18 protein-coding genes are annotated in these 20,748 nt (G+C 49.6%); 14 read left to right on the forward strand and 4 right to left on the reverse strand.

Going from position 1 to position 20,748, the window contains the following annotated elements; genetic code table 11:
* Positions 1 to 431: 431 nt before the first annotated feature.
* The 3 genes from COY37_RS09795 (at position 432) to COY37_RS09805 (ending at position 3,019) form a co-directional block, all read left to right on the forward strand.
* Positions 432 to 1,130, forward strand: a complete 699-nt coding sequence (locus COY37_RS09795; protein ID WP_286977425.1) for a hypothetical protein — start codon at positions 432 to 434, stop codon at positions 1,128 to 1,130.
* Positions 1,131 to 1,146: 16 nt separating this feature from the next.
* The gene (locus COY37_RS09800) at positions 1,147 to 1,659 is read left to right on the forward strand and encodes a hypothetical protein (protein ID WP_286977426.1); all 513 of its coding nucleotides are present in this window, start codon (positions 1,147 to 1,149) and stop codon (positions 1,657 to 1,659) included.
* Between the two features lie 334 nt (positions 1,660 to 1,993).
* Positions 1,994 to 3,019 (forward strand): virulence RhuM family protein, encoded by a 1,026-nt coding sequence (locus COY37_RS09805; RefSeq protein WP_286678906.1) that lies wholly within the window; start codon positions 1,994 to 1,996, stop codon positions 3,017 to 3,019.
* 573 nt (positions 3,020 to 3,592) lie between these two features.
* Here the strand turns inward: COY37_RS09805 and rbp are convergent.
* Positions 3,593 to 3,880 carry an RNA-binding regulator gene (gene rbp, locus COY37_RS09810; RefSeq protein WP_286678907.1) on the reverse strand — a complete coding sequence of 96 codons (288 nt, stop codon included), beginning with the start codon at positions 3,878 to 3,880 and terminating at the stop codon, positions 3,593 to 3,595.
* A gap of 101 nt (positions 3,881 to 3,981) precedes the next feature.
* Positions 3,982 to 4,668, reverse strand: coding sequence for a cytochrome c3 family protein (locus COY37_RS09815; protein ID WP_286678908.1), 687 nt, complete (start codon positions 4,666 to 4,668; stop codon positions 3,982 to 3,984).
* A gap of 747 nt (positions 4,669 to 5,415) precedes the next feature.
* Between COY37_RS09815 and COY37_RS09820 the strand changes: the two genes are divergently transcribed.
* Both COY37_RS09820 and COY37_RS09825 read left to right on the forward strand, forming a co-directional pair.
* Positions 5,416 to 7,983 carry a SpoIIE family protein phosphatase gene (locus COY37_RS09820; RefSeq protein ID WP_286678925.1) on the forward strand — a complete coding sequence of 856 codons (2,568 nt, stop codon included), beginning with the start codon at positions 5,416 to 5,418 and terminating at the stop codon, positions 7,981 to 7,983.
* A 152-nt stretch (positions 7,984 to 8,135) separates the two neighbouring features.
* Positions 8,136 to 8,417: a hypothetical protein gene (locus COY37_RS09825; protein WP_286678909.1), complete on the forward strand. Its 282-nt coding sequence runs from the start codon at positions 8,136 to 8,138 to the stop codon at positions 8,415 to 8,417.
* Positions 8,418 to 8,534: 117 nt separating this feature from the next.
* On the opposite strand, the gene COY37_RS09830 is transcribed toward COY37_RS09825, so the two are convergent.
* The gene (locus COY37_RS09830; protein WP_286678910.1) at positions 8,535 to 9,059 is read right to left on the reverse strand and encodes a chemotaxis protein CheX; all 525 of its coding nucleotides are present in this window, start codon (positions 9,057 to 9,059) and stop codon (positions 8,535 to 8,537) included.
* A gap of 262 nt (positions 9,060 to 9,321) precedes the next feature.
* Between COY37_RS09830 and COY37_RS09835 the strand changes: the two genes are divergently transcribed.
* The 9 genes from COY37_RS09835 (at position 9,322) to COY37_RS09875 (ending at position 18,376) form a co-directional block, all read left to right on the forward strand.
* Complete coding sequence (locus COY37_RS09835) at positions 9,322 to 9,669, forward strand: Sfum_1244 family protein (RefSeq protein ID WP_286678911.1); 348 nt, start codon at positions 9,322 to 9,324, stop codon at positions 9,667 to 9,669.
* A gap of 85 nt (positions 9,670 to 9,754) precedes the next feature.
* Positions 9,755 to 11,251, forward strand: a complete 1,497-nt coding sequence (locus COY37_RS09840) for an MDR family MFS transporter (protein WP_286678912.1) — start codon at positions 9,755 to 9,757, stop codon at positions 11,249 to 11,251.
* A 21-nt stretch (positions 11,252 to 11,272) separates the two neighbouring features.
* A complete protein-coding gene (locus tag COY37_RS09845; protein ID WP_286678913.1) occupies positions 11,273 to 11,485 on the forward strand; it encodes a DUF4258 domain-containing protein in 213 nt (70 codons plus the stop codon).
* A complete protein-coding gene (locus COY37_RS09850) occupies positions 11,482 to 11,682 on the forward strand; it encodes a DUF2283 domain-containing protein (protein ID WP_286678914.1) in 201 nt (66 codons plus the stop codon). Before COY37_RS09845 ends, COY37_RS09850 begins: the two co-directional genes overlap by 4 nt.
* 631 nt (positions 11,683 to 12,313) lie before the next feature.
* Positions 12,314 to 13,384 carry a magnesium/cobalt transporter CorA gene (corA, locus tag COY37_RS09855; RefSeq protein WP_286678915.1) on the forward strand — a complete coding sequence of 357 codons (1,071 nt, stop codon included), beginning with the start codon at positions 12,314 to 12,316 and terminating at the stop codon, positions 13,382 to 13,384.
* Between the two features lie 94 nt (positions 13,385 to 13,478).
* Positions 13,479 to 14,804 (forward strand): NAD(P)/FAD-dependent oxidoreductase, encoded by a 1,326-nt coding sequence (locus COY37_RS09860; RefSeq protein ID WP_286678916.1) that lies wholly within the window; start codon positions 13,479 to 13,481, stop codon positions 14,802 to 14,804.
* 161 nt (positions 14,805 to 14,965) lie between these two features.
* A complete protein-coding gene (gene polX, locus COY37_RS09865) occupies positions 14,966 to 16,729 on the forward strand; it encodes a DNA polymerase/3'-5' exonuclease PolX (protein WP_286678917.1) in 1,764 nt (587 codons plus the stop codon).
* A gap of 31 nt (positions 16,730 to 16,760) precedes the next feature.
* Positions 16,761 to 17,381, forward strand: a complete 621-nt coding sequence (locus COY37_RS09870) for a DNA-3-methyladenine glycosylase (RefSeq protein ID WP_286678918.1) — start codon at positions 16,761 to 16,763, stop codon at positions 17,379 to 17,381.
* A gap of 38 nt (positions 17,382 to 17,419) precedes the next feature.
* Positions 17,420 to 18,376: a hypothetical protein gene (locus COY37_RS09875; protein WP_286678919.1), complete on the forward strand. Its 957-nt coding sequence runs from the start codon at positions 17,420 to 17,422 to the stop codon at positions 18,374 to 18,376.
* 115 nt (positions 18,377 to 18,491) lie between these two features.
* On the opposite strand, the gene COY37_RS09880 is transcribed toward COY37_RS09875, so the two are convergent.
* Positions 18,492 to 20,570 (reverse strand): transglycosylase domain-containing protein, encoded by a 2,079-nt coding sequence (locus tag COY37_RS09880; RefSeq protein ID WP_286678920.1) that lies wholly within the window; start codon positions 20,568 to 20,570, stop codon positions 18,492 to 18,494.
* Between the last annotated feature and the right edge of the window lie 178 nt (positions 20,571 to 20,748).

A 20,748-nucleotide genomic window follows, 5' to 3' on the forward strand; every position in this document is an offset into this window, starting at 1 on the left:
CCTCAATTTCTACTTCTACACCGGCTAAGATCTCGGCAATAGGAAGTGGCAACTCTACCGTTACCGTCTCCAACGCTTCCTGAACTTTCTTTCCTGTAGATTTCTTGTTCCTTTTGCTGTACTGTTTTTTCATGGCGGCTCCTTTGTCTATGATTGATTAGTTACCAACCTTAGGCTAACTGGGTCGCCTCTTAATTTCAACTAGACTCGGGTCAAGCTCGCGTGGTGATTCATTGACAATTTCCTATGCTCAAAAGACAGCTGCGTTCATTGCAACAGAAACAGAAGGGGTGCGCCTATGGAATCAGGAGGAGTTTCTGCTCTCAATCGTATTAGTAGTTGGCTGTATCGGCTGGCCGCTCATGAGTAAATATTGCTTTGACACGGCACTATGCTTATGCCACTAATAGAACTAGGCCTAGGAGGCAATTATGAGGAAGTTATGTTTTGGCATCGTGGTATTAAGTTTCTTGTCATGCCTTTTGATGCCTTCAGCAGCCTTTGCAGCAAACTACTTTGACGGCGGGCATCAGACAATCGGTAGCTTAATAGCAGTCAAGGGAGATATACAGGGCGACTATTTCACGGGCGGTTACCCACGCTTAATTGTAAATACTGCTTTGTCGGGTGCATGGGTAATGCTTGCAAATACTACCTACAAAACCTTCGGGCAAGTAGGCTGGATAAAGAGGGCGGGAATTGGTTATCCCGGCCTAATTACGTTCGTTGGATGGATCGATGATGGTGGCAGTTATCAAGAGGCTCAATGGGCTGCCCCCGTATCATCATCACCCATTACCTATGAAATGAGGTGGCTCAATAACAAGTACTACGCCTACCAAAATGGGTATTTCTTGGGGCCAGCAAAGGGTCCGTTTAATGCAACAACTCATGTTCCCCAAGATGCTCAAGTTTTTGGTGAGACCGGGTACGACAGCAATCCTAGAACGCCTGGCGAAACTAACGACTATGTCTTCTTCGACAACGTATACTTGGACATCAAGCTGGGTTATTGGTCCCTTGCAAATCTATCAAAAGCGCCCACTGATAGCGGTCTTCAAAGTTGGCAAGGCCGTTACTGGGTAAACAATCATAATTTCGGCATATGGGATACGCGTGAGACACGATAAAGAAAGGATAGATACGATGAGACGATCACTTCTTGTCAAACTCATAGCCATGATAGCGCTTTCTATAGTTATCGGGGTCGGGATTTTTATTCACGCGCAGGTGGGACAAAGCCCTGTCGCCAACGCGCAGGTTGGCCAAAGCCTGTCTCCTTTAGATTCTGAAGAAGCACGAGATTGGGGGAAAAACGGCCTCAAACTCGATATGCCCACAAGCGAATCGAAACTTTCCGAGGAGCAGGCGATTAAGGCGGCTTTGGTGCTCTGCCCGGGTTACGACAAAGCTTCAAGCGTTAAAGCTCGCTATGTAAAAATACAACCCGCTGACGGATCTGTTACAAGTTGGAATGGCAATCGCTGGATTATTGGGTTTAAAGGCATACATCAATTGGCGAGCGGCGGCCACATGTATGGCGATGATGGGAGCGCTGGCGAATGGTATTTCGATACCTTCTATGTAATTCTCAATGCAGACGATGGCTCCTGGGTAGGCGGTTTCTCAGGTACCGGCAAGCGTGAGAACGCCAAGTAGGTCATTAATGCATAAGTGCCCTATATATTTAGGAGTTAAGGAGTTTGTGAAATGCGGCCTTACGAGGGCCGCATTTCTTTACGCCCTGGATTGGTGCTTACCTTAACAAGCCAGCAGCAGGGGACGTCACCACAGCCGCTGCACAAGTGCTGTCAGCTTTGAACGTGATAAGTTGATTCGCTTCCAGGGTAAAGGTTTCAGTGGCAGTGGATTTACAGAACTAAGCAATCAAACTGGCATTTTCTGTATGCCAACACAACAAAATACCATTTTAGGCCATGCGAACCCGTTGTATAATAAGGGCGCAAAGTAAAACAAAGAGAATGTTATTATTATGAAAAACAACCCAGAATCACAACTAATCATCTATAAATCCGAAAATGGCAAAACTAAGATTGATGTCCGTTTTGACGGTGAGACGGTATGGCTTACGCAAAAACTCTTGGCCGAGCTTTTTCAGGTTACCGTTCCAACCATTAATGAACACATAAAGAACATTTATCAAGAGGGAGAATTGAGCAAAGATTCAACTATTAGGAAATTCCGAATAGTTCAGAATGAAGGCGGGAGAGAAGTCGAAAGAGATGTTGATTTTTATAACCTCGATCTCATTATCTCTGTTGGCTACCGCGTCAAAAGCTCTATTGCAACAGCTTTTCGCCAGTGGGCAACCGCCCGTCTACGTGAATATATCGTCAAGGGTTTTGTTTTAGACGACGAACGCCTTAAAAATCCAGACCTACCTTTTGATTATTTCGAAGAGCTACTTCAGCGCATTCAAGATATCCGCACTTCCGAAAAGAGATTCTATCGCAAAATCACAGATATCTACGCGACCAGTGTTGACTATGATCCGACCGATGAAACAAGTATCCTGTTTTTTAAAACAGTTCAAAACAAGGTACACTACGCCATTACTGGCCAAACTGCCCCAGAGATTATTAGCACCCGTGCGGACAGCACAAAGCCATTTATGGGACTTACTTCATGGCGGGGGACAAAGCCCCGAAAAGATGATGTGACAATTGCTAAAAACTATTTAACAGAGCCGGAACTTCTTGCACTCAACAATCTTGTTGAGCAGTATCTTGTGTTTGCTGAAGGTCAGGCTATGCGGCGCGTGCCGATGCACATGAAAGATTGGATAGAAAAGCTCCATGGCTTTTTAAAACTAAACGACAGAGATATCCTAACGGATGCAGGTAAAGTGTCGCATGAGCTGGCGGTAGAAACAGCGGAAAAACATTTTGATCAGTACAAGAAGAATGAAGCAAAAAGTTTAGACAATGATTTTGACACAGTTGCATTGCAAGCTGCTCAAATAGCAAAGAAAAAGGTTGCAAAAAAGAAGAAACAATAAGCTTAAGCAGATGCATAAAGGCACAACCGCTCAATAATTTTGAAGATTGCCCGTTCCGGGGAGCGCCCAAGAAGTTGGCTTTGGCAAGCCATTATTTCCTTTTGCCTCAAGGCCTATGGTTATGGCTCAAGCTACACTCTGACGGCCCCTTATTTCGTTTTATGAGGTGTTTGAGAACTTTCCATCCGAATCACTTGTTTTAACAGAGGAAACGCTTTCTGATGTACAAACCCATTATGAGTATCTTGCAGAACACGAAGAGATTATGCAAAAACTGAAAATGATTAGTCAGTAGGCGAACGGCCTCACTACAGCAGACAGCCTCGCTCCACCGCTGGCTCTGGGCGTTTGGGGTTTCTCTTAAAGCCTGCCTAACGACTCCTAAGATAAGCTTGCTATAGACGCCCTCTTGCATCTTCTCCCCCTGGTTAAATGTCTGATATGTGGCAAGGGGAACTTCGTGCCCGCAAGAGTTTATAACTTCATGGTAGCTCCTTTGCCTAGATTGATTAGTTGCCAACCTTAGGCTAACTGGGTCGCCTCTTAATTTCAACTAGACTCGGGACAAGCTCGTTATCTGCGTCCACCGCCAAAGGCTCGTCTTGGGCCTTCGCGGCGTTCTTGCGGTTTTGCCTCGCTCACCTTAATCGTGCGCCCCTCGATCTCGCTCCCGTTAAGCGCAAGTATCGCTTCTTTTGCTTGCTTATCGTTTGGCATATCGATAAATCCAAATCCCTTGCTTCGGCCGGTATCTCTATCGATGATAACGTTGACCGATTCGACATCCCCATGCTTGCTAAAGAGTTTCTGGAGGGTAGCCTCGTCCGTAGTATAACTTAGGTTTCCCACATACAGTCTCATTCCGTTTTACACCCCTTCCTCTGAAACTCTATACCCACAAAAGAGGTTTTTATATTATTCGAAACAGTAAAATATCCAGAGAAACGTGTAATTGTTTCATGTTAATAGGGATTATAATAGTCGCTTGATGGGTCCACTGTCGTGATATGGCACACCCCGCAGTTTTCGGGCGCCTTTTTACCGTTATGGCATTGCATGCAGGTTTCCATTTTGGGCCTTTCGGCTTTTTCGCCGCCTTCGGCATGGGCGATGTTTGAGTGGCATGTCGTGCATCTAACTCCTTGTTCGAGGTGCTTCTCATGGGGCACGATTAAGCCACCGCCAAACGTAAATGTTCTGTTCATTGAGTGACACTGTTCGCACACCTCATTGGGGAGTGTTTTACCGATAACCCGTGCCTCAAGCCGGCTGTCGGGTTTATTGGGAGCGGTGAATTCAAGGTATGCCCTATTCATCCCCTTAACTATCCCGGGCGGCTTATGGCAAGCGTCGCATGGTACTGTGGAATGAATGGATTGTTGCCAGCTCTTAAAGAAAGGGTATGTTTCATGACAGTTACTACAGAGGGCGGGTACCAGGGTTAGCTGCCGCATCCCGTAGCCGAACACAACCAGGGCGATAATTATCGCCAGCACCTTTTTCTTGTTGTCCCGGCAATAGGCTTGCAGCTTATCTAGGGGTTCGTAAAATATTCCGTTTAATAGTTCGGTTAATAGTTCGTTAAGAAATGCTTTAAATAGTTTCTTGACCTTGCCGGGCACGGTTACTAACCCTTTCTGTTTCGCCATCTTTAACCGGTCACGGCAGCCACGGTAGAATGGCTCTGTGCCGTGGCTTATTGAGCCCCGTTTTTTCTAACATTAGCACAAATATCATAATGGGTAGGTTGCTTCGCACTACATTAACGGGCATAGGCTATTTTAACTGGTATTATCCGTGGAGAGCGGCAGGGGTTCAAGCCCTATATGCTAAACTGCGTAGGGTTTTTCTTTTGGAAAAAGCTGGAGAGCCATCAGAAAAAGGCAATAATCTATTTTACGGCCTTCATGCTTTCGAGAAACGGCTTTCCGCTAGCCGCTGATTCAAGGTGAAACTTGAACCGGCCGCAATCCGGGCACGTCAACACTTTAACCGTAAGTATTACGGGGTATTCCAGTCGCCAAGTTTTTCCGCAATTTTCACAAACATGTTCTTTTGCCAAAGCCTGTAATCTCCTTTACCATATTATACCAAAATTTGCTACGCTGAGCGCCGGCGTCCTCTTCCCTGACACAAAGGAGGTTGAGGCTCCTGCAAGCACATGAAAATGCATTTCAGGTAATAAATAATTGCTATTTGAAAACTATTTGAAAATGTTATAGACTGCGCTGGCGGTAAACTATCCGACGATGTGGTTATTCTCTTGCGTTAGAGCTGCTCAAGTATCGTTTGCACAGGTCATACATTGTTCTTGGGTTAAAATATGGTTAATATTAAAGATATCAGGTTCTAAATCTATTAAAGTGCAAATTCAACGGAGAAGAACATTGGAAAATGTGATCTTGAGACAACAGCTTCAACAAGCCCGCGATGAACTGGAAAGGCGTGTTGAAGAGCATGCCGCCGAGCTTTCAAGGGCCAAAGCTTTATCAGAGCATGAAATTGCCGAGCGTGAGGCAGCCGTAGAGGAAGTTAAGGAATCGAGGCGGCAAGTTCTAGATATCCTTGAGAGCATAACGGATGCATTTTTGGCACTCGATACCTCGTGGAGATTTACTTACGTAAACCGTAATGCGGCGAAGTTTCTAGGCAAAAAGAAAGAGCAATTATTATTTAGGTACATATGGGATGTGTTTCCTGAAGCTTTCGGTTCAACTTTTTCTCGGGAATTCGAAAGAGCGGTAGAACAAAAAGTCCCCGTTATGTTTGAGGAATTCTACCCGCCTTTAAATAAATGGTTCGAAGTCCATGCCTACCCCTATAAGAGCGGTCTTACAATTTATTTTCGAGACGTTACTGTTCGAAAGAAAATAGAGAAACAGCATGAGCAGCTGCTGTCGCAAGTTAAGCAGCAACACCGGCATGCGGAAAAGCTTGCAAAGGAGGCAAAACAGCGATCAAGCGAGTTGGAGGCCATCTTTAACGCTTTGGCCGATCCGGTAATAATTTATGATGCCGAAGGTGTCCTGGTGCGGGCTAATCCTGCAGCGGTTAAAGCATACGGTCTTGATCCGGTACATGCGGGCCGAAAGGCTATGGCGCGATCGATGCGCGTGCGCTTTTCTGATGGTCGGGCGGCCGGTGAAGAAGAGCTTGCCTCATCAAGAGCGCTACGTGGCGAGCATGTTATTGGCGAACGCTTTATTTACAGCGATGCAACGGGCAAAGATGTTATAGCCGAAGTATCATCAACCCCGATTGTTTATGACGATAAGGTAGTGGGTGTTGTCTCCATATGGCATGACGTAACGGTGCGCGAGCAACTGTTAGGGCAGGTTGAGCGGCAGAGGCAAAACGCCAGGGAGTTAGCAATAGCCTTTGAAAGAGAACGGGATACCCTCGAAACAATAATGGAAAACACTAACGCCCAAATTGCATACCTCGATGCCCAATTTAATTTTGTTTTGGTTAACTCCGCCTATGAAAAAGGCTCCGGTCACGCAAGAGCTGAGCTTATAGGGCGCAATCACTTTGAGCTTTTCCCTAATGCAGAGAATGAAGCCATATTTAGGAGGGTAAGAGATACCGGAGAGCGTGTAGAGTTTAAAGCGAAACCCTTTGAATTTGTCGACCAGCCATGGCGGGGCGCTACATACTGGGATTGGACGTTAACTCCGATAAAAGATACCCCCGGTCATGTCATCGGCTTGGTTCTCTCTCTTGTGGATGTGACCGATAGCATACGGGCACGCCAACTAAGCGATGCTCTCAACAGTATCAACGCAGAGATCAACTCAACGCTTGATTTTAGCGAGATAATGACAAGGGTTGTTATAGATTCCGCTAAAAACATGGGCTCAGAAGGAGGCGTGGTACTCCTGCGTGAAGTAGATCGCTGGGTTGTAGGCTATACCTATGGTTTTCCGCCTGAAATAACCGGCACCAAGCTGACCGATGATGAGGCTAGGCACGCGACGGTTGCCGCGAGCACGGGAAAGCCGGTTGCAGTCGACGATACCTCAAACGATGAAAGAGTTAATCGTAAAGTAATGGAGAAGTACGGTACTCGTTCGATCCTCACCGTACCTCTGATAGTAAGACATGATGTTATCGGCGCTCTTTGTTTCTGTTATCGGTCAAGCTCAATCAGCTTTACTGAAACCCAAATCGATTTTGCAAACAAGCTCGCCACATCGGTATCCCTCTCGCTGGAGAACGCACGCCTGTATGCAGCCGAGCGAAATATCGCAGACACCCTGCAGGAAGCCCTTCTTATTCTGCCCGAGCAGGTAGACGGTGTCGTCTTTGGTCATCTTTATCGCTCTGCGACCGAAGCTGCAAAAGTAGGCGGCGATTTCTACGATATCTTTGAACTTGAGCACGACAGGGTGGGCATAATTATTGGGGACGTCTCAGGAAAAGGCCTAGAAGCAGCAGCGTTGACGTCCATAGTCAAAAATACGATTAAGGCGCATGCCTACGAAGGTGGCACGCCGGCTTTGATAATGGCAAAAGCCAATGACTTGGTGGCAAAAACCTCACCCGCGGATATTTTCGTTACCGTGTTTTTCGGGATACTGGATACGAAAACAGGCAAGCTCACCTATTGCTCTGCGGGGCATCCACCGGCACTAATTAAAAGAAGCACGGGGCATGTGGACGCGCTTGGTACCCAATCACCGGTTATAGGCGCATTCACGATGATAAATTACGCGAGCGGCAAAGTGATTCTTGAGACCGGCGATGTTTTAGTTCTTTATACCGATGGCATCATCGAAGCGAGGTGTAACCGGGAATTCTTTGGTGAAAAGAGACTCGTAGAGGCCGTGAAAGCGTTAAGGCCGACATCGCCTCAAGAAATGCCAGGCGCACTATTCAACGAGGTAATGCACTGCACCGGCGGCAAGTTATCGGACGATATAGCGCTGCTTTGCGTAAGCCTCGACCGCGGTGTGACTGTTTAAGGGTGACATCCTGGATTGCGGTAATATGTCTAAGCGCTTTGGTAAGATGAGTAATATATTGGACCGACTAAGGTTAGTCCTGGTGCAGGGTTAAAAAGTATTGCTGTTGGATATATAAAATCTGCAGATCGGTGAGCAACCGAGGGTATTTTATGGTTCAGCTAAAATTACAGTACACGCAAATAATGGGGTTCCCATATATCAAGTTTGAAGGGGATTTATCTATTGATAATTTCGCTGCCCTGCATCTCGTCGTGAAGGGTGCTTCGCAGTTTGCGACAAGACCCGTTATCGTCGACTTAAGCGGTGATATACATATCTCGGATGCAGTCACCAAAGTAAAATGCTGGAGGTATCCGCCGGCGGTTCCTGACTATGCCAGAAAGGTTGTCTTGCTTGTAATTAGCCCGCCCCCGAGCGACTCGCCGAAATAAGGGCTCTCCTTACACCACATGAATTGCAGCACGCAGAAAGTTTACAAGAAGCGACTAAAATGCTAACGGAAAATCAAGGAAAACATATCGGGGCTTAGCTCATCATTAAGAATAGGGTTAAATGAAGACTTCCGATTTATTCCTGTGTGCGTGGAGGATATTGATGGTGCTTGGAATTGGCTCATCCCTAAAGGCCACGCTTACTTCAACCGGCCCGAATTCACTCTTAAGCGGCACGATCAGACGGTTTATCCCGATGGTTGAAATCAAGACATCCGTTCCGATAACGATGGCCGGGGGAGTGACGGCAAGGTTTGCATATTCGGTATCGAGTTTGCCGGCGGCGACGCCGGTTATCATATTGCCGAGCTCGCTAATTGCGCTTTGCGCAAGGTCGTTGAGAATTCTGACCGGCTGACCAAGCATCTTAATTGCGAGTTTCTTGGCGGTCAGGTTGCTCATGCCGTAGATTACTTGTCCGTGAAGCTGACCGGTGATGCCTATGAGGACGTTCACTTCTTGGGATGTCGTGGAGGATGTCTTCATGGAGAGCGTTCCTCTTTCTATATTAAGTTTCACTTCGGCTTCGAATACTTCAAAAGCGGCCTCGACAAAAGGATTTATAAAGTTGACCTTAAACACACTCCACCGTCCTCTCTTGTGGTATTTCGGCTTTTTGCAGGGCAAACTTGACGTAGTGTGGGTAAAAGTATAAAGATAAAGGGCGCCGGATGATCGACGCTCTTTATGCCCTATTTCCTCAAGCTAGAGTGTTACTACATCATCGTGAACGGTAGACATAAACAAAGGTCTTTCTCACAGGCAAGGGTTTATTTTTTATCCTTAGACCTGTATCTTTAAAACACCCAATAAACGCGGGGTATGCGGTAGCAAGGAGCGTATCATGAACGAGGTTGGGCGCGATAACGTTTTTCTGCGGTCTCTTACCGAGCAGGTGACCTACAACTGTGACGTATCCGATTCCAGGTACTGGGGTTATTTCTCAATTTGTGGGTTGCTCATGAGCCTTCGCGTCCTCTACATGTCCAAGAACGACCTTGCGCCGTGGGCGCAGATCGACCGGGAGGATATCTCCAAGTGGATTGCAGCAAAGGAAGCCCGCTGGGATGAGCTTGAGGACGAGGGTTTCAAGAACATAGAAATCGATGGCACCGTATACGACCCTTTCGATGTTGCCACAATAAATTCAGTGTTAGTGGAAAAAGGCCTGGTATACGGAGCAGGTTTATAAAGAGAGAGAAAACAAAGACGACCTGATGGAGCGGCTAAAAGAAATCCAGCAAACCCTCTAGTAGCACGCGAGGAGAAAGCACTACATGAAGCAAACCAATCGTAAATGGGTCACCGTGTTCTTAATGGCGGGGATATTTCTGGCGGCGATGGAAGCGACAATCGTCGCCACAGCTATGCCCACAATCGTCGGCAAACTCGGCGGATTCGCCCATTTTACCTGGGTGTTCTCGATGTTTCTGCTTACACAGGCGGCATCGGTGCCTATCTACGGCAAACTTGCCGACCTGTACGGCAGAAAACCGGTGTTTGTGCTGGGAGCCGTGGTGTTTATCGCCAGTTCCGCGCTGTGCGGATTCGCCCACACGATGACGCAGCTCATCATATTTCGCGCCATCCAGGGTCTCGGCGCGGGCTCGGTATTGCCGATAGCGATGGTCATTGTCGGCGATCTGTATCCCGGCCAGGAGCGCGCAAAAGTCCAGGGTGTCTTAAGTAGCGTATGGGCGATTGCAGCGGTTGTCGGCCCGGCGCTCGGCGGTATTATAGTGCAGACCATCGGGTGGCCGTGGATTTTTGAAATCAACGTTCCTTTCGGGATCATAACCATCGCGGGAGTAATGAGTTTTCTGCACGAGAAAGTCGAGCGCCACGGGCACAAGGTGGACTACCCGGGGGCGCTTATGTTGACCATCAGTATCATCACCCTGCTCTTTGCGTTATTGCAAGCCGGCGTGAGGTGGGCCTGGGCATCGCCCGAGTTTATCGGGATGGTACTGCTGGCGGTCGCCTTTTTTGCGCTTTTCATATGGATTGAGACCACAGCAAAAGAGCCGGTGCTGCCGCTTGCCGTGGTGCGCCAGCCGATGGTCTTGGTCGCCAACATATGCGCCATTATAACCGGCGGTCTTACCATCGGCGCGTCATCGTTTTTGCCGACATTTTCTCAAGGCGTGCTGGGGACCAACGCGATCGTTGCGGGCGCCACCATCGTAACTCTCTCCATAGGATGGCCGATTGCATCCACCTTATCGGGCAAATTGATCTGGCGTTACGGGTACCGCACGATCGAGATCGCGGGCATGCTGTTTTGCATCATCGCAAGCATTATGTACCTGGAGATTGGTGTTTCATCGAGCCCTCTCTATATAGCCCTCTGCAGTTTTGTTATGGGGATTGGGCTGGGGTTGGCATCCACAACGCAGATCGTATCCATCCAATCGACGGTTGACTGGAAACAGCGGGGTATCGCCACGAGTTCGGTCATGTTCTCGCGAATCTTGGGGAGCACATTACTGGTCGCCATGCTCGGTACCATCGTGAACACCTCACTCACCGGCACACTTGTCGGATCGCCGCTCATCAAAAAATATGGCGTCAGCGATTCGGTATCGATCACCAACCTGCTTCTTGATCCGGCCAGCAGGGCGGCCCTCCCACATGCCAACCTGGACGTGCTCGCTAACGCCCTCGCAGGCGGTATCCACATGACATTCTGGCTGATGCTGATTGTTTCGATCATCGGTATGTTCGCTTCCTTCAGGATGCCCGCCGGAGTGCCCGATAAACATGGGAGGCTCTAAAAACAATAGCATGCTTATGATATGCTAAAGGAACGGAGCATTAAAGAAACGTGGGTAAAATCGACCTTAGAGCATCCAGAGAGGGTCGAGCACAGAGACGATGGCACGGTCCATTTCATAAAGGCGATAAATAAATGCGGTGGCAAATACCTGCGCGTTATAGTAAATCCGAACGTGCAACCGCAAAGGATAGTAACGGTATTCTTTGATCGACGACAGAGGAGGGTGAAGTGAGGCTTAAAATAGATCGCGAGAACGATGCCCTATATCTTAGATTAGATGAATCGGCGATTGTTGATTCAGAAGAAGTTAAACCTGGCGTTATTTTGGATTATGATGCCAACGATAGCGTAGTCGGGATTGAGATATTGGGTATAAGCAAGCGTATCTCTGCTGAATCCCTCTCTGACATCGAGGTTGAGACCGCCTAAAGTAGTAGTAAGCAGTAAGCAGGGGACGTTGGGGCGATCTACCTGGATCGCGTTGCATCCCGGTTCTCTATAAAAGACACCGCGAATACACTCCAAGGCGCGGTAAATTCAACGGGCGTTTACCTGGGCGAAAACGGTCGGGCCGGAACCGTGCAACAGATAGACCTCGCCGTATAGCTTTCCTAAGCTCTCGCTAAGTAGCAGAAACAACGTATATTTTTATATCTATGTATTCCCGCCGCCCTCTCCGACGCACAGCAACGAGAGCGAAAGGTCTTCGGCGACCCGCTTGAGAGCATATGGAAAAATTGCATATTCGACCTATGCGGCATTAAGGATGTCTACAGGACGATGTTTCGCGTGATCGTGATCAGCACAGAGGAACAAAGAAAAAGTTGGCTGGCCGACGTTCAGCAGGTTGTAAACAGGTATTATCCCATCGATGAAGGGAATTAAGAATCTGCCCAAACCGCCCAAACCCGTGCCTTTTTAACCCCGATAAGGTTAACAGCTAAACCAATTGTTTTGGAGCTATGTGGGACATAAACCTAAAATTGCTCTACTCTACAACTTTAGCTATGCTTAGGAATAGTATTCGAGGTACTGATTATCTTTTAAACGGTGGCGGTAAATGAAGCAGATTACTAAAAAGAAACGGTCGGCAAAAGCGGGTCTGCCCCCCGGCAGCCTGGTTCATATCGGCGAAAAAAAACCCGGAAAACCGAAGATCACTATTATCGATTACGATAAGGATACCTTCAGCGAGAGGGAAACAGCCGAGGTCAAAGAGTGTTTCCCTTTTAAAGACAAACCCACCGTAACCTGGATCAACGTTGAAGGCATTCATGATACGAATATGCTGGAGAAGCTCGGCGAGTGTTACGGCCTGCACCCGCTTGTGCTTGAGGATATCCTCAATACCGACCAGCGACCGAAATTTGAGGATTACGGCGATTACGTCTACATCGTGCTCAAGATGATTTACTACAAAAGCGGCGGCAACGATATCGTTACCGAACAGATAAGCCTTGTTCTTGGCAGGAACTACGTACTCTCGTTTCAGGAAGGGATCGAGGGGGATATTTTCGATCCAATCCGCGAGCGAATCAGAACGGGCGCCAACAAATTGAGGGCTCAGGGCGCCGATTATCTCGCATACTCGTTGATGGATGCCGTTGTTGATAGTTACTTTGCGGTTCTCGAGAAACTCGGCGATGATATCGAATATCTTGAAGACGAGCTTGTGGCAAACCCCGGCAAGGATGCCTTGCAGCTCATCCATAACCTCAAGCACCAGATGATATATTTACGCAGGTCGGTATGGCCTCTTAGGGAAGTGATCGCCGCGCTTGAGAGAGGCGAATCACCGCTGATCAAGAGGACCACCATGGTATATATTCGCGATGTCTACGACCACACGATCCAGGTAATCGACACCATCGAAACGTTCCGCGACATGCTTTCCGGCATGCTCGACATCTACCTTTCAAGTATCAGCAACCGCATGAACGAAATTATGAAGGTCTTGACCATCATCGCGACGATTTTTATCCCATTAACATTTATCGTGGGTGTCTACGGGATGAACTTCCAGTACATGCCCGAACTCGGTTCGCGTTGGGGTTACCCCACTGTTTGGGCAATCATGATAGTTATTGTGTTGTTCATGCTCGCTTATTTCAGGAGAAGAAAGTGGTTGTAAGCCGGTAATAGTAAGATTGACCTTGTCCAACATTGGGTAATAGCTTAGTTAAAGTATGAGCTAATATTCGCAGAGCTGGTAATCGGAGGCAGGTATGGCGGGTGATGGGCGTCCACGGGTGGTTATTATCGGGGCCGGTTTCGGCGGTCTCTGGGCGGCCCGCGCCCTAACTAAAGCACCTGCAGATATCCTACTTGTTGACCGCGATAACTACCACACGTTCCTGCCGCTTCTCTACCAGGTGTCGGCGGCGGAGCTTGAGCCTGAAGAGATTGCTTATCCAATTCGAGCAATCCTGCGGCAACTCCCCAATACGCGGTTTGTAATGGGTGACGTTACCGATATTGAGCTTACCGAACGGGCGGTTAAGGTCGATGGGGATTCAATCTCATACGATTACCTGGTTTTGGCGATGGGAAGTACCTCTAATTACTTCGGCGTACCGGGTGCCGCCGAGAACTCTTTTTCATTAAAAACGCTGGAAGAGGGCACTGCACTACGCAATCATATCCTCTGCTGCTTTGAGCAGGCATCATTTGAAACGGATGATAAGCGGCGAAGGCGCCTCCTTACGTTTATCATCGTTGGGGGAGGCGCGACGGGTGTCGAGTTCGCCGGGGCGCTCGCTGAGCTAATCGACCGCCCGCTTGTGCGGGATTATCCTTCGCTCGATTTCAAGGAGGTCCAGATCATACTGATCGAAGCGGCGGACAACCTGCTCACAATGCTGCCGCAAAAGCTGCGCTCATATGCCCACGAGCGCCTGACGGGGATGGGTGTAAAGATTCGACTGCAAACAATGGTAAACCAAATAAATGCGGATTCGGTAATTCTTAAAAGCGGCGAGACCATACCGACTGAAACCGTGGTCTGGACCGCAGGTGTGGGGGGTCAGCCAATCGTTAAATCCTGGGGTCTTCCGACGGCACGCGATGGCCGGGTCAAAGTGTTGCCGACACTGCAGGTACCCGATCGCCCCGAAGTATATGTTATCGGCGACTTAGCGTACTTCGAAGAGAACGGCCGGCCTTTACCAATGGTAGCGCCTGTCGCTGTTCAACAGGGAGGATTGGCGGCCCAAAATATCGTGAATCAAATATCCGGACAACCTCTGCGGGAGTTCCGCTACCACGATCGCGGCACTATGGTCACGATCGGGCGGAATGCGGGTGTTGTAAGGATCGGTGAGCGGGTCTTTACGGGTCTTTTGGCATGGATGCTCTGGCTCGGGGTCCACCTGCTTAACCTGATAGGGTTTAGAAACCGCTTGCTTGTTATGATCAACTGGTCCCAGGACTATTTTCTCTTCGAACGGGCCGTCCGCTTTATATTCCCCTCAGAAAAGACCCTGTTTGCCAGGGCGCTCAGGTGTTCGACAGCGAAACGTGCGGGCGATAGCGACGAAAGCCGGCAGAGCTAAAGATATATTGGAATGATCTTTGCAGTAACGACCGTGCTTCGAGTTGAAGCACTTGAATCTCAAATCCTAAAAACGGGTATTCTTTAGATGAGAGACCGAATAAAACCGCACATACCGTTGAGAAACATCATATAAACGGTGGGCTAGAGGATGAGGACGATATGGAACAAAAAGCCCAGGGTCAAGGTGAACCGACCAACGAGCGTGCTGCCGAGATCCTCGATGAGATCGGCGATATGCTGGATATTCTCGATGAGAGCACGTTCAGGGTGCGTGCATATCACAAGGCCGCCGCAAGCGTTCGCAGCCTTACCAGGCCTATTGCGGATATTTACCGGGAGGGCGGCGTTAAAGCACTCGACGAAATCCCGGGCGTAGGAAGCCATACCGCCCTTCGTTTAGAAGAACTAATAGCGACGGGTCGTCTCCCGTACTATGAAGAACTGCGCGAAAAAATTCCCGAATCGGTTACCGAGCTTATGGTTATCCCCGGTATCGGCCCTAAAAAGGCGAAAAAGATCTATGAAACCCTCGGAATCAGCACTCTCGATGAGCTTATGAGTGCGATTACCGAGCACAAGGTCGAACATATACCGGGATTCGGGCGCAAGACCGAGGAGAATATCCTGCGGGGAATCCGCCAGTACGAGAAGATGCACGAGCGCATTCTTCTCTCGCAGGCCTATCCCATAGCCCACGAAATCGTCGATTCTCTCAGACGGCAACCTTTTGTAGACCGGGCGAACACCGCGGGCAGCCTGCGTCGCATGAAAGAGACTGTCGGCGATATCGATCTTTTAGCTTCAAGCGAACAGCCACTCAAGGTAATGGAATACTTTACGACAATACCGCAGGTTGCATATATCCTGGCGACGGGCGAGACAAAGAGCAGTATCATCGTAAAAAACGGGTTGCAGGTCGACCTGCGTGTGGTGGCCCCCAACGAGTATGGTGCGGCGCTCCAATATTTTACCGGCTCTAAGCCGCACAATATCCACCTACGGGACATCGCTAAAAAACGGGGCCTGAAGATAAACGAGTACGGAGTTTTTGAATCGGATACCGATAGAAGACTTGGGGGGCGCACCGAAGAAGAAGTATACGGTACTCTGGATATGGAAACGCCCCCGCCTGCGATCCGAGAGGACAAAGGCGAGATAGAGGCGGCGATGCGCCGGAGCCTGCCACGCCTTATCCGGCATGAGGATATTAAGGGCGATTTTCACATCCACACCAATTGGAGCGATGGCATAAACGATATCGAAACCATGGTGGAGATGGCGCGAAGCCTCGGCTATGCGTTCGTCACCATCTCCGACCACGCCGAGAAATTGCGCATTGCGGGCGGTCTTACAAAGGAAGAGCTTCAGGAGCAGTTAGAAGCGATCGCCGGGCTCAACGAGAAATACGACGACATAGAAATTCTTACCGGCATGGAGACGAATATCGACAATGACGGCGAAGTCGACTTCGGGCCGGAGGTATTACGAAAGCTCGATGTGGTGATAGGCTCGATCCACGGCGGCTTCCGGCAATCAAAAGAACAGCTCACAAGGCGTATGGTGCGGGCCATCGAAAACCCCTACATTAACATCATCGCGCACCCGACCGGCAGGATCCTGGGGCAACGCCCGCCATACGACATCGACCTCCACGAGGTGTTTAAGGCCGCAGCCGCTACCGGCACCTTCTTGGAGCTTAACGCATATCCAAACAGGCTCGACCTGAAAGACGACCACTTACGAGAAGCCAGGGATGCCTACGGCTGCAAGTTCGCCATCGACACCGATGCCCACGTCGCCGGCAATATGCTCTATATGGAATACGGCGTCGTCACTGCCCAACGCGGCTGGCTCACCAAAGAAGACGTCCTCAACACCTACGAAGTCCCTGAAATACGGCGCATGCTACGCCTAAAGAGGTAAATCGGTGAGTTTGTGCTATAATTTCTTACCGATGTCCACTAATAAAACCTTGAATACAACCGCAAACAAAGCATACACTCCGCTACCGGTAAGTTTTTACGAGCGTGCGGCGGATACCGTGGCGGTCGATCTTCTTGGGCGGCTGCTCGTGCGGGAAACCCCGCAGGGAGCTATGGCGGCGCGAATCGTTGAAGTTGAAGCCTACTTTGGCGAGGGAGACCCCGCCAGCCATGCGTGCAGGGGCATGACGCCCCGAAATGCGATAATGTTCGGGCGCGCCGGCAGGGCGTACGTGTACCTCAACTACGGTGTGCATTACCTTCTTAACGTTGTGACTGGGGAAGAGGGCTGCGCCGGGGCTGTTTTGCTTCGTGCGGTCGAGCCGGTGTCGGGTATCGAGCTTATGATGCATAATCGCCCGGTAAAGAAGATAACCGATCTGACCAACGGCCCGGGAAAGCTAACAAAAGCCCTGAAGGTAGATATAAACAATAACGGCACGGATATGGCGCATCGAGGGGGCGGCCTTTTCATAACCGCCGGTATACCGGAGGCCGTCTCGATACACAAAAGCCCCAGAATCGGTATTTCGGCCGGCACCAATATGCTTTTAAGATTCTCCATCCGGGGGAATCCATATGTATCCAGGTGATGGTGAAAGCTGATAGTTATAAAAATGGAGGTAGAAGGATGATGAAGTTCCGTGCGATTTATGACCTGGCGATTGAAGTTGGAATCCACCACGACCCACGCGGTGAGGCCGAGATTGAGAAGGTGTTGGAAAAAAAGAACAAGCAGTATGAAGACATGAAGGACGACGAAAAAGAGTTCTTCGATGCGGATGAGCTGACAAATCCTTACTCGGACACGAGGATGCTTACCGGCGACCCGGATACCGAGATTAACGGCCTTATAGCGGGGATCGATATGGAAACCCAAGAGATCGTCCTTGCGGATAGGCTGCGAGAAAAGGGCGAGAAGATCGACCTCGTGCTTGCCCACCATCCCGAAGGCAAAGCGCTGGCGGCGCTGGCCGACGTAATGGCGATGCAGGCGGATATATGGGCGAAATACGGTGTTCCGATTAACATCGGCGATGATTTGATCGGGGAGCGCATGACCGAGGTGCGTCGCGGCCTGATGCCGATCAACCACAACCGGGCGGTGGATGCGGCGCGCTTGCTCGGCTTTTGCTTTATGAACTCCCATACGCCGTGCGATAACCTGGTCATGGATTTCGTCCAGCGTTACCTGGATGAGAAAGCGCCGTCGACCATGGGTGATATCATAAAGGCCCTACGTGAAATCCCGGAATATAAAGACGCGGCACTCAACAATTCAGGCCCGGCCATCGTTGCCGGGGATTCAAGTAAACGTCCGGGTAAGGTCGTTGTGGATATGACCGGCGGTACAGAGGGTCCCGAAGCTGCGATGGAACGCCTTGCCGATGCCGGAGTGGGTACGATAGTCGGCATGCATTTCAGCGAAAAGCTCCGTAAAAAAGCAAGCGAAAACCATATGAACTTAATAGTCGCCGGGCACATAGCCAGTGACGCCATCGGCATGAACCTCTTCCTGGATAAACTCGAGAACAACGGTGTTACAGTACTTACAACTTCTGGCCTTGTAAGGGTTAAAAGAAGTTAAAACGGGTAGTGATGATTCCCTAAAATATGCGGCGTTTGATTCAGTGAGAACAAGGATACTCACCGTCAAAACCACCCACCTGTAAAGAATGTGTTAATAACATAGTGTTAAAAACTTAGTGACCCGTGGATTCCGCTTGACCTGAAATGGGTGGATTAGTCGTCCCCGCCGTCCCCGGAGCCGTTGCCGCTGTTCCGGGGGGTGCCGCCGTTGTTGGCGGGCTCGTCGGCGTTACCACTGTTTGCGGCGTTTGCTGTGTTGGCTGGATTGTGCCTGGTTGTAGAGCCGGGTTTGGCTGCTGCGTCGTCGTGACGTGTCGAAGTGACCTCCTTTTGGAGGCTGAAGACCCCCTTTTTGCCTGTTTTCCCGACCAACGGGCCGGCGTAAAGTCCAGCACAGGCGTACCCGCCAGGAATTGTCCCATATACGAGTGCCAGATCGAGGCCGGAATGATACCGCCGAAGCCCCTGCTGCCATGGACATCATACATCGGCACCTGCGCCTGCGGATAGCCCATCCACACGCTGGTTACCAGATTCGGAGTAAAGCCCACAAACCAGGCATCGCGATACTCTTCATTGGTCCCTGTTTTGCCTGCGGCAGGCCTGCCGATAGCGGCACGTGTAGCGGTGCCTCGCTGGATGACACCCTGCATAATATCGATAGCCCTGTTCGCAATTTCAGCGCTGATTGCGCGGGTTTTAAGCGGGTTTGCCCGCTTTATGATAGTGCCTTGGGTATCGACGATTTTAATAATTGAGGTCGGTTCGATATGGATGCCCCCATTAGCAAGCGTCCCATACGCGGACGCCATCTCAAGAGGGGAGACACCGATCGTGAGACCACCGATACCAAGTGAAGGATAGGGGTCTAAATGTGTTGTGATACCCATCTGACGAGCGGTCTCGACCACATTTGCCGGGCCCACCGCTACGGTAAGATTTGCATACACTGCGTTTACAGAGTGAACCGTCGCTTCCCTCAACGTCATCATTCCGTGCCCGCTTCCCTCGCAATTGTGCACGGTCCACGGTGCATCATACCGGCTACGTGAAATGCGAATCGTTTGGGGTGAGGACGAATCAAAAGTATTGTTTGGGCCATAGCCCTGCTTAAGCGCCGTAGTCAAGACAAACGGTTTAAATGATGATCCCGGCTGGCGTTTTCCTTGGGTGGCAAGGTTATACTTAATCTGCTTAAAGTTGCGGCCACCTACCATTGCAACGATATAGCCGTTTTTCGGATTAATGGACACCAGCGCGGCCTGCGGGTCTTTGCGCAGGTAGAGGCGATTCGCGATTGCCCGCTCGGCGAGTCTCTGTGCCTTTGGGCTTAGCGTAGTATAAACACGTAGTCCGCCTTTAAACACCTTGTTAACGCCGTATTCTTTTATGAGCGCCTGCTTAACGTACTCCACGAAATACGGCGCGGCGACGGGTTCGGTCTTTAGCACGGCGACGCGAAGGGGGGTGGCTTTCGCCTGATCGGCCTGCTGCTTTGTTATAAACTTCAGGCTTAACATGCGGTCCAATACCGTATCACGCCTGTTTATCGCGTGTTTCAAATTAATGTAAGGAGAGAAGTTCTGCGGCGATTTCGTCACGCCCGCCAGCAATGCGCCCTCGGCGAGAGTGAGGTTGTACGCCTTTTTCCCAAAGAACACCTCTGATGCGGCCTCGATACCGTAAGCGCCCTGGCCAAAGTAAATCGTGTTCAGGTATGCTTCCAGTATCTGCTTCTTTGAGTACTTCTGTTCCAGGCGCGTCGCCATAACGGCCTCGCGCAGTTTTCTAGAGAGCGTGCGGTCTTTAGAGCCGATGCTGTTCTTAACATACTGCTGCGTAATCGTGCTTCCGCCTTCAACAATCTGCCGGTGCTTGATATCGGTGACAACCGCCCGCGCGATCCCATAAAAATCGACGCCCTTGTGCTGGTAATAGCGCTCATCTTCAATCGCGATAAACGCTTTTTGCACGACCGGAGGAACATTCTGAAGTGGGATATCCTCCCGATTTTCAAGGTACAGCCTGGTAAGGACAGCGCCGTCATTAGCCAAGATATAAGAGCGTTGGGCTTGTTTCAGCAAGGCATTGTTTTCGACTTTTACGAATTGGTTTGCCTCACCGGCAAAGCTGTTTGCTAAGAATACTGTTAAAAATAGTCCAAGAACTGTAAGAAAGACGAATTTCTTCAAACCGGCATCACTCTTTCATCCGTTCTTTTCATCTTGTTCTTAGATATTCCCTAAATGATGTCTAACCGACCCAAACTATCGGCTAGTTTTTCTCACGCATTGGGATAAAGGGGCGTATTCGACCAGGAAGTTGGAAGTATGGGGTATCATAGTATAATCTAATTTCGGAAAGAAATTT

The organism is Candidatus Aquicultor secundus (genome assembly GCF_002791875.1).
GTDB classification, from domain to species: Bacteria; Actinomycetota; Aquicultoria; order Aquicultorales; family Aquicultoraceae; genus Aquicultor_A; species Aquicultor_A secundus.

Coding starts and splice junctions, on each gene's coding strand:
- rbp (WP_286678907.1), bottom strand. CDS start 3,880: ATGAGACTGTATGTGGGAAACCTAAGTTATACTACGGACGAGGCTACC.
- COY37_RS09795 (WP_286977425.1), top strand. CDS start 432: ATGAGGAAGTTATGTTTTGGCATCGTGGTATTAAGTTTCTTGTCATGC.
- COY37_RS09805 (WP_286678906.1), top strand. CDS start 1,994: ATGAAAAACAACCCAGAATCACAACTAATCATCTATAAATCCGAAAAT.
- COY37_RS09875 (WP_286678919.1), top strand. CDS start 17,420: ATGATGAAGTTCCGTGCGATTTATGACCTGGCGATTGAAGTTGGAATC.
- COY37_RS09860 (WP_286678916.1), top strand. CDS start 13,479: ATGGCGGGTGATGGGCGTCCACGGGTGGTTATTATCGGGGCCGGTTTC.
- COY37_RS09845 (WP_286678913.1), top strand. CDS start 11,273: ATGCTAAAGGAACGGAGCATTAAAGAAACGTGGGTAAAATCGACCTTA.
- COY37_RS09800 (WP_286977426.1), top strand. CDS start 1,147: ATGAGACGATCACTTCTTGTCAAACTCATAGCCATGATAGCGCTTTCT.
- COY37_RS09825 (WP_286678909.1), top strand. CDS start 8,136: ATGGTTCAGCTAAAATTACAGTACACGCAAATAATGGGGTTCCCATAT.
- corA (WP_286678915.1), top strand. CDS start 12,314: ATGAAGCAGATTACTAAAAAGAAACGGTCGGCAAAAGCGGGTCTGCCC.
- COY37_RS09815 (WP_286678908.1), bottom strand. CDS start 4,668: ATGGCGAAACAGAAAGGGTTAGTAACCGTGCCCGGCAAGGTCAAGAAA.
- polX (WP_286678917.1), top strand. CDS start 14,966: ATGGAACAAAAAGCCCAGGGTCAAGGTGAACCGACCAACGAGCGTGCT.
- COY37_RS09835 (WP_286678911.1), top strand. CDS start 9,322: ATGAACGAGGTTGGGCGCGATAACGTTTTTCTGCGGTCTCTTACCGAG.
- COY37_RS09870 (WP_286678918.1), top strand. CDS start 16,761: ATGTCCACTAATAAAACCTTGAATACAACCGCAAACAAAGCATACACT.
- COY37_RS09840 (WP_286678912.1), top strand. CDS start 9,755: ATGAAGCAAACCAATCGTAAATGGGTCACCGTGTTCTTAATGGCGGGG.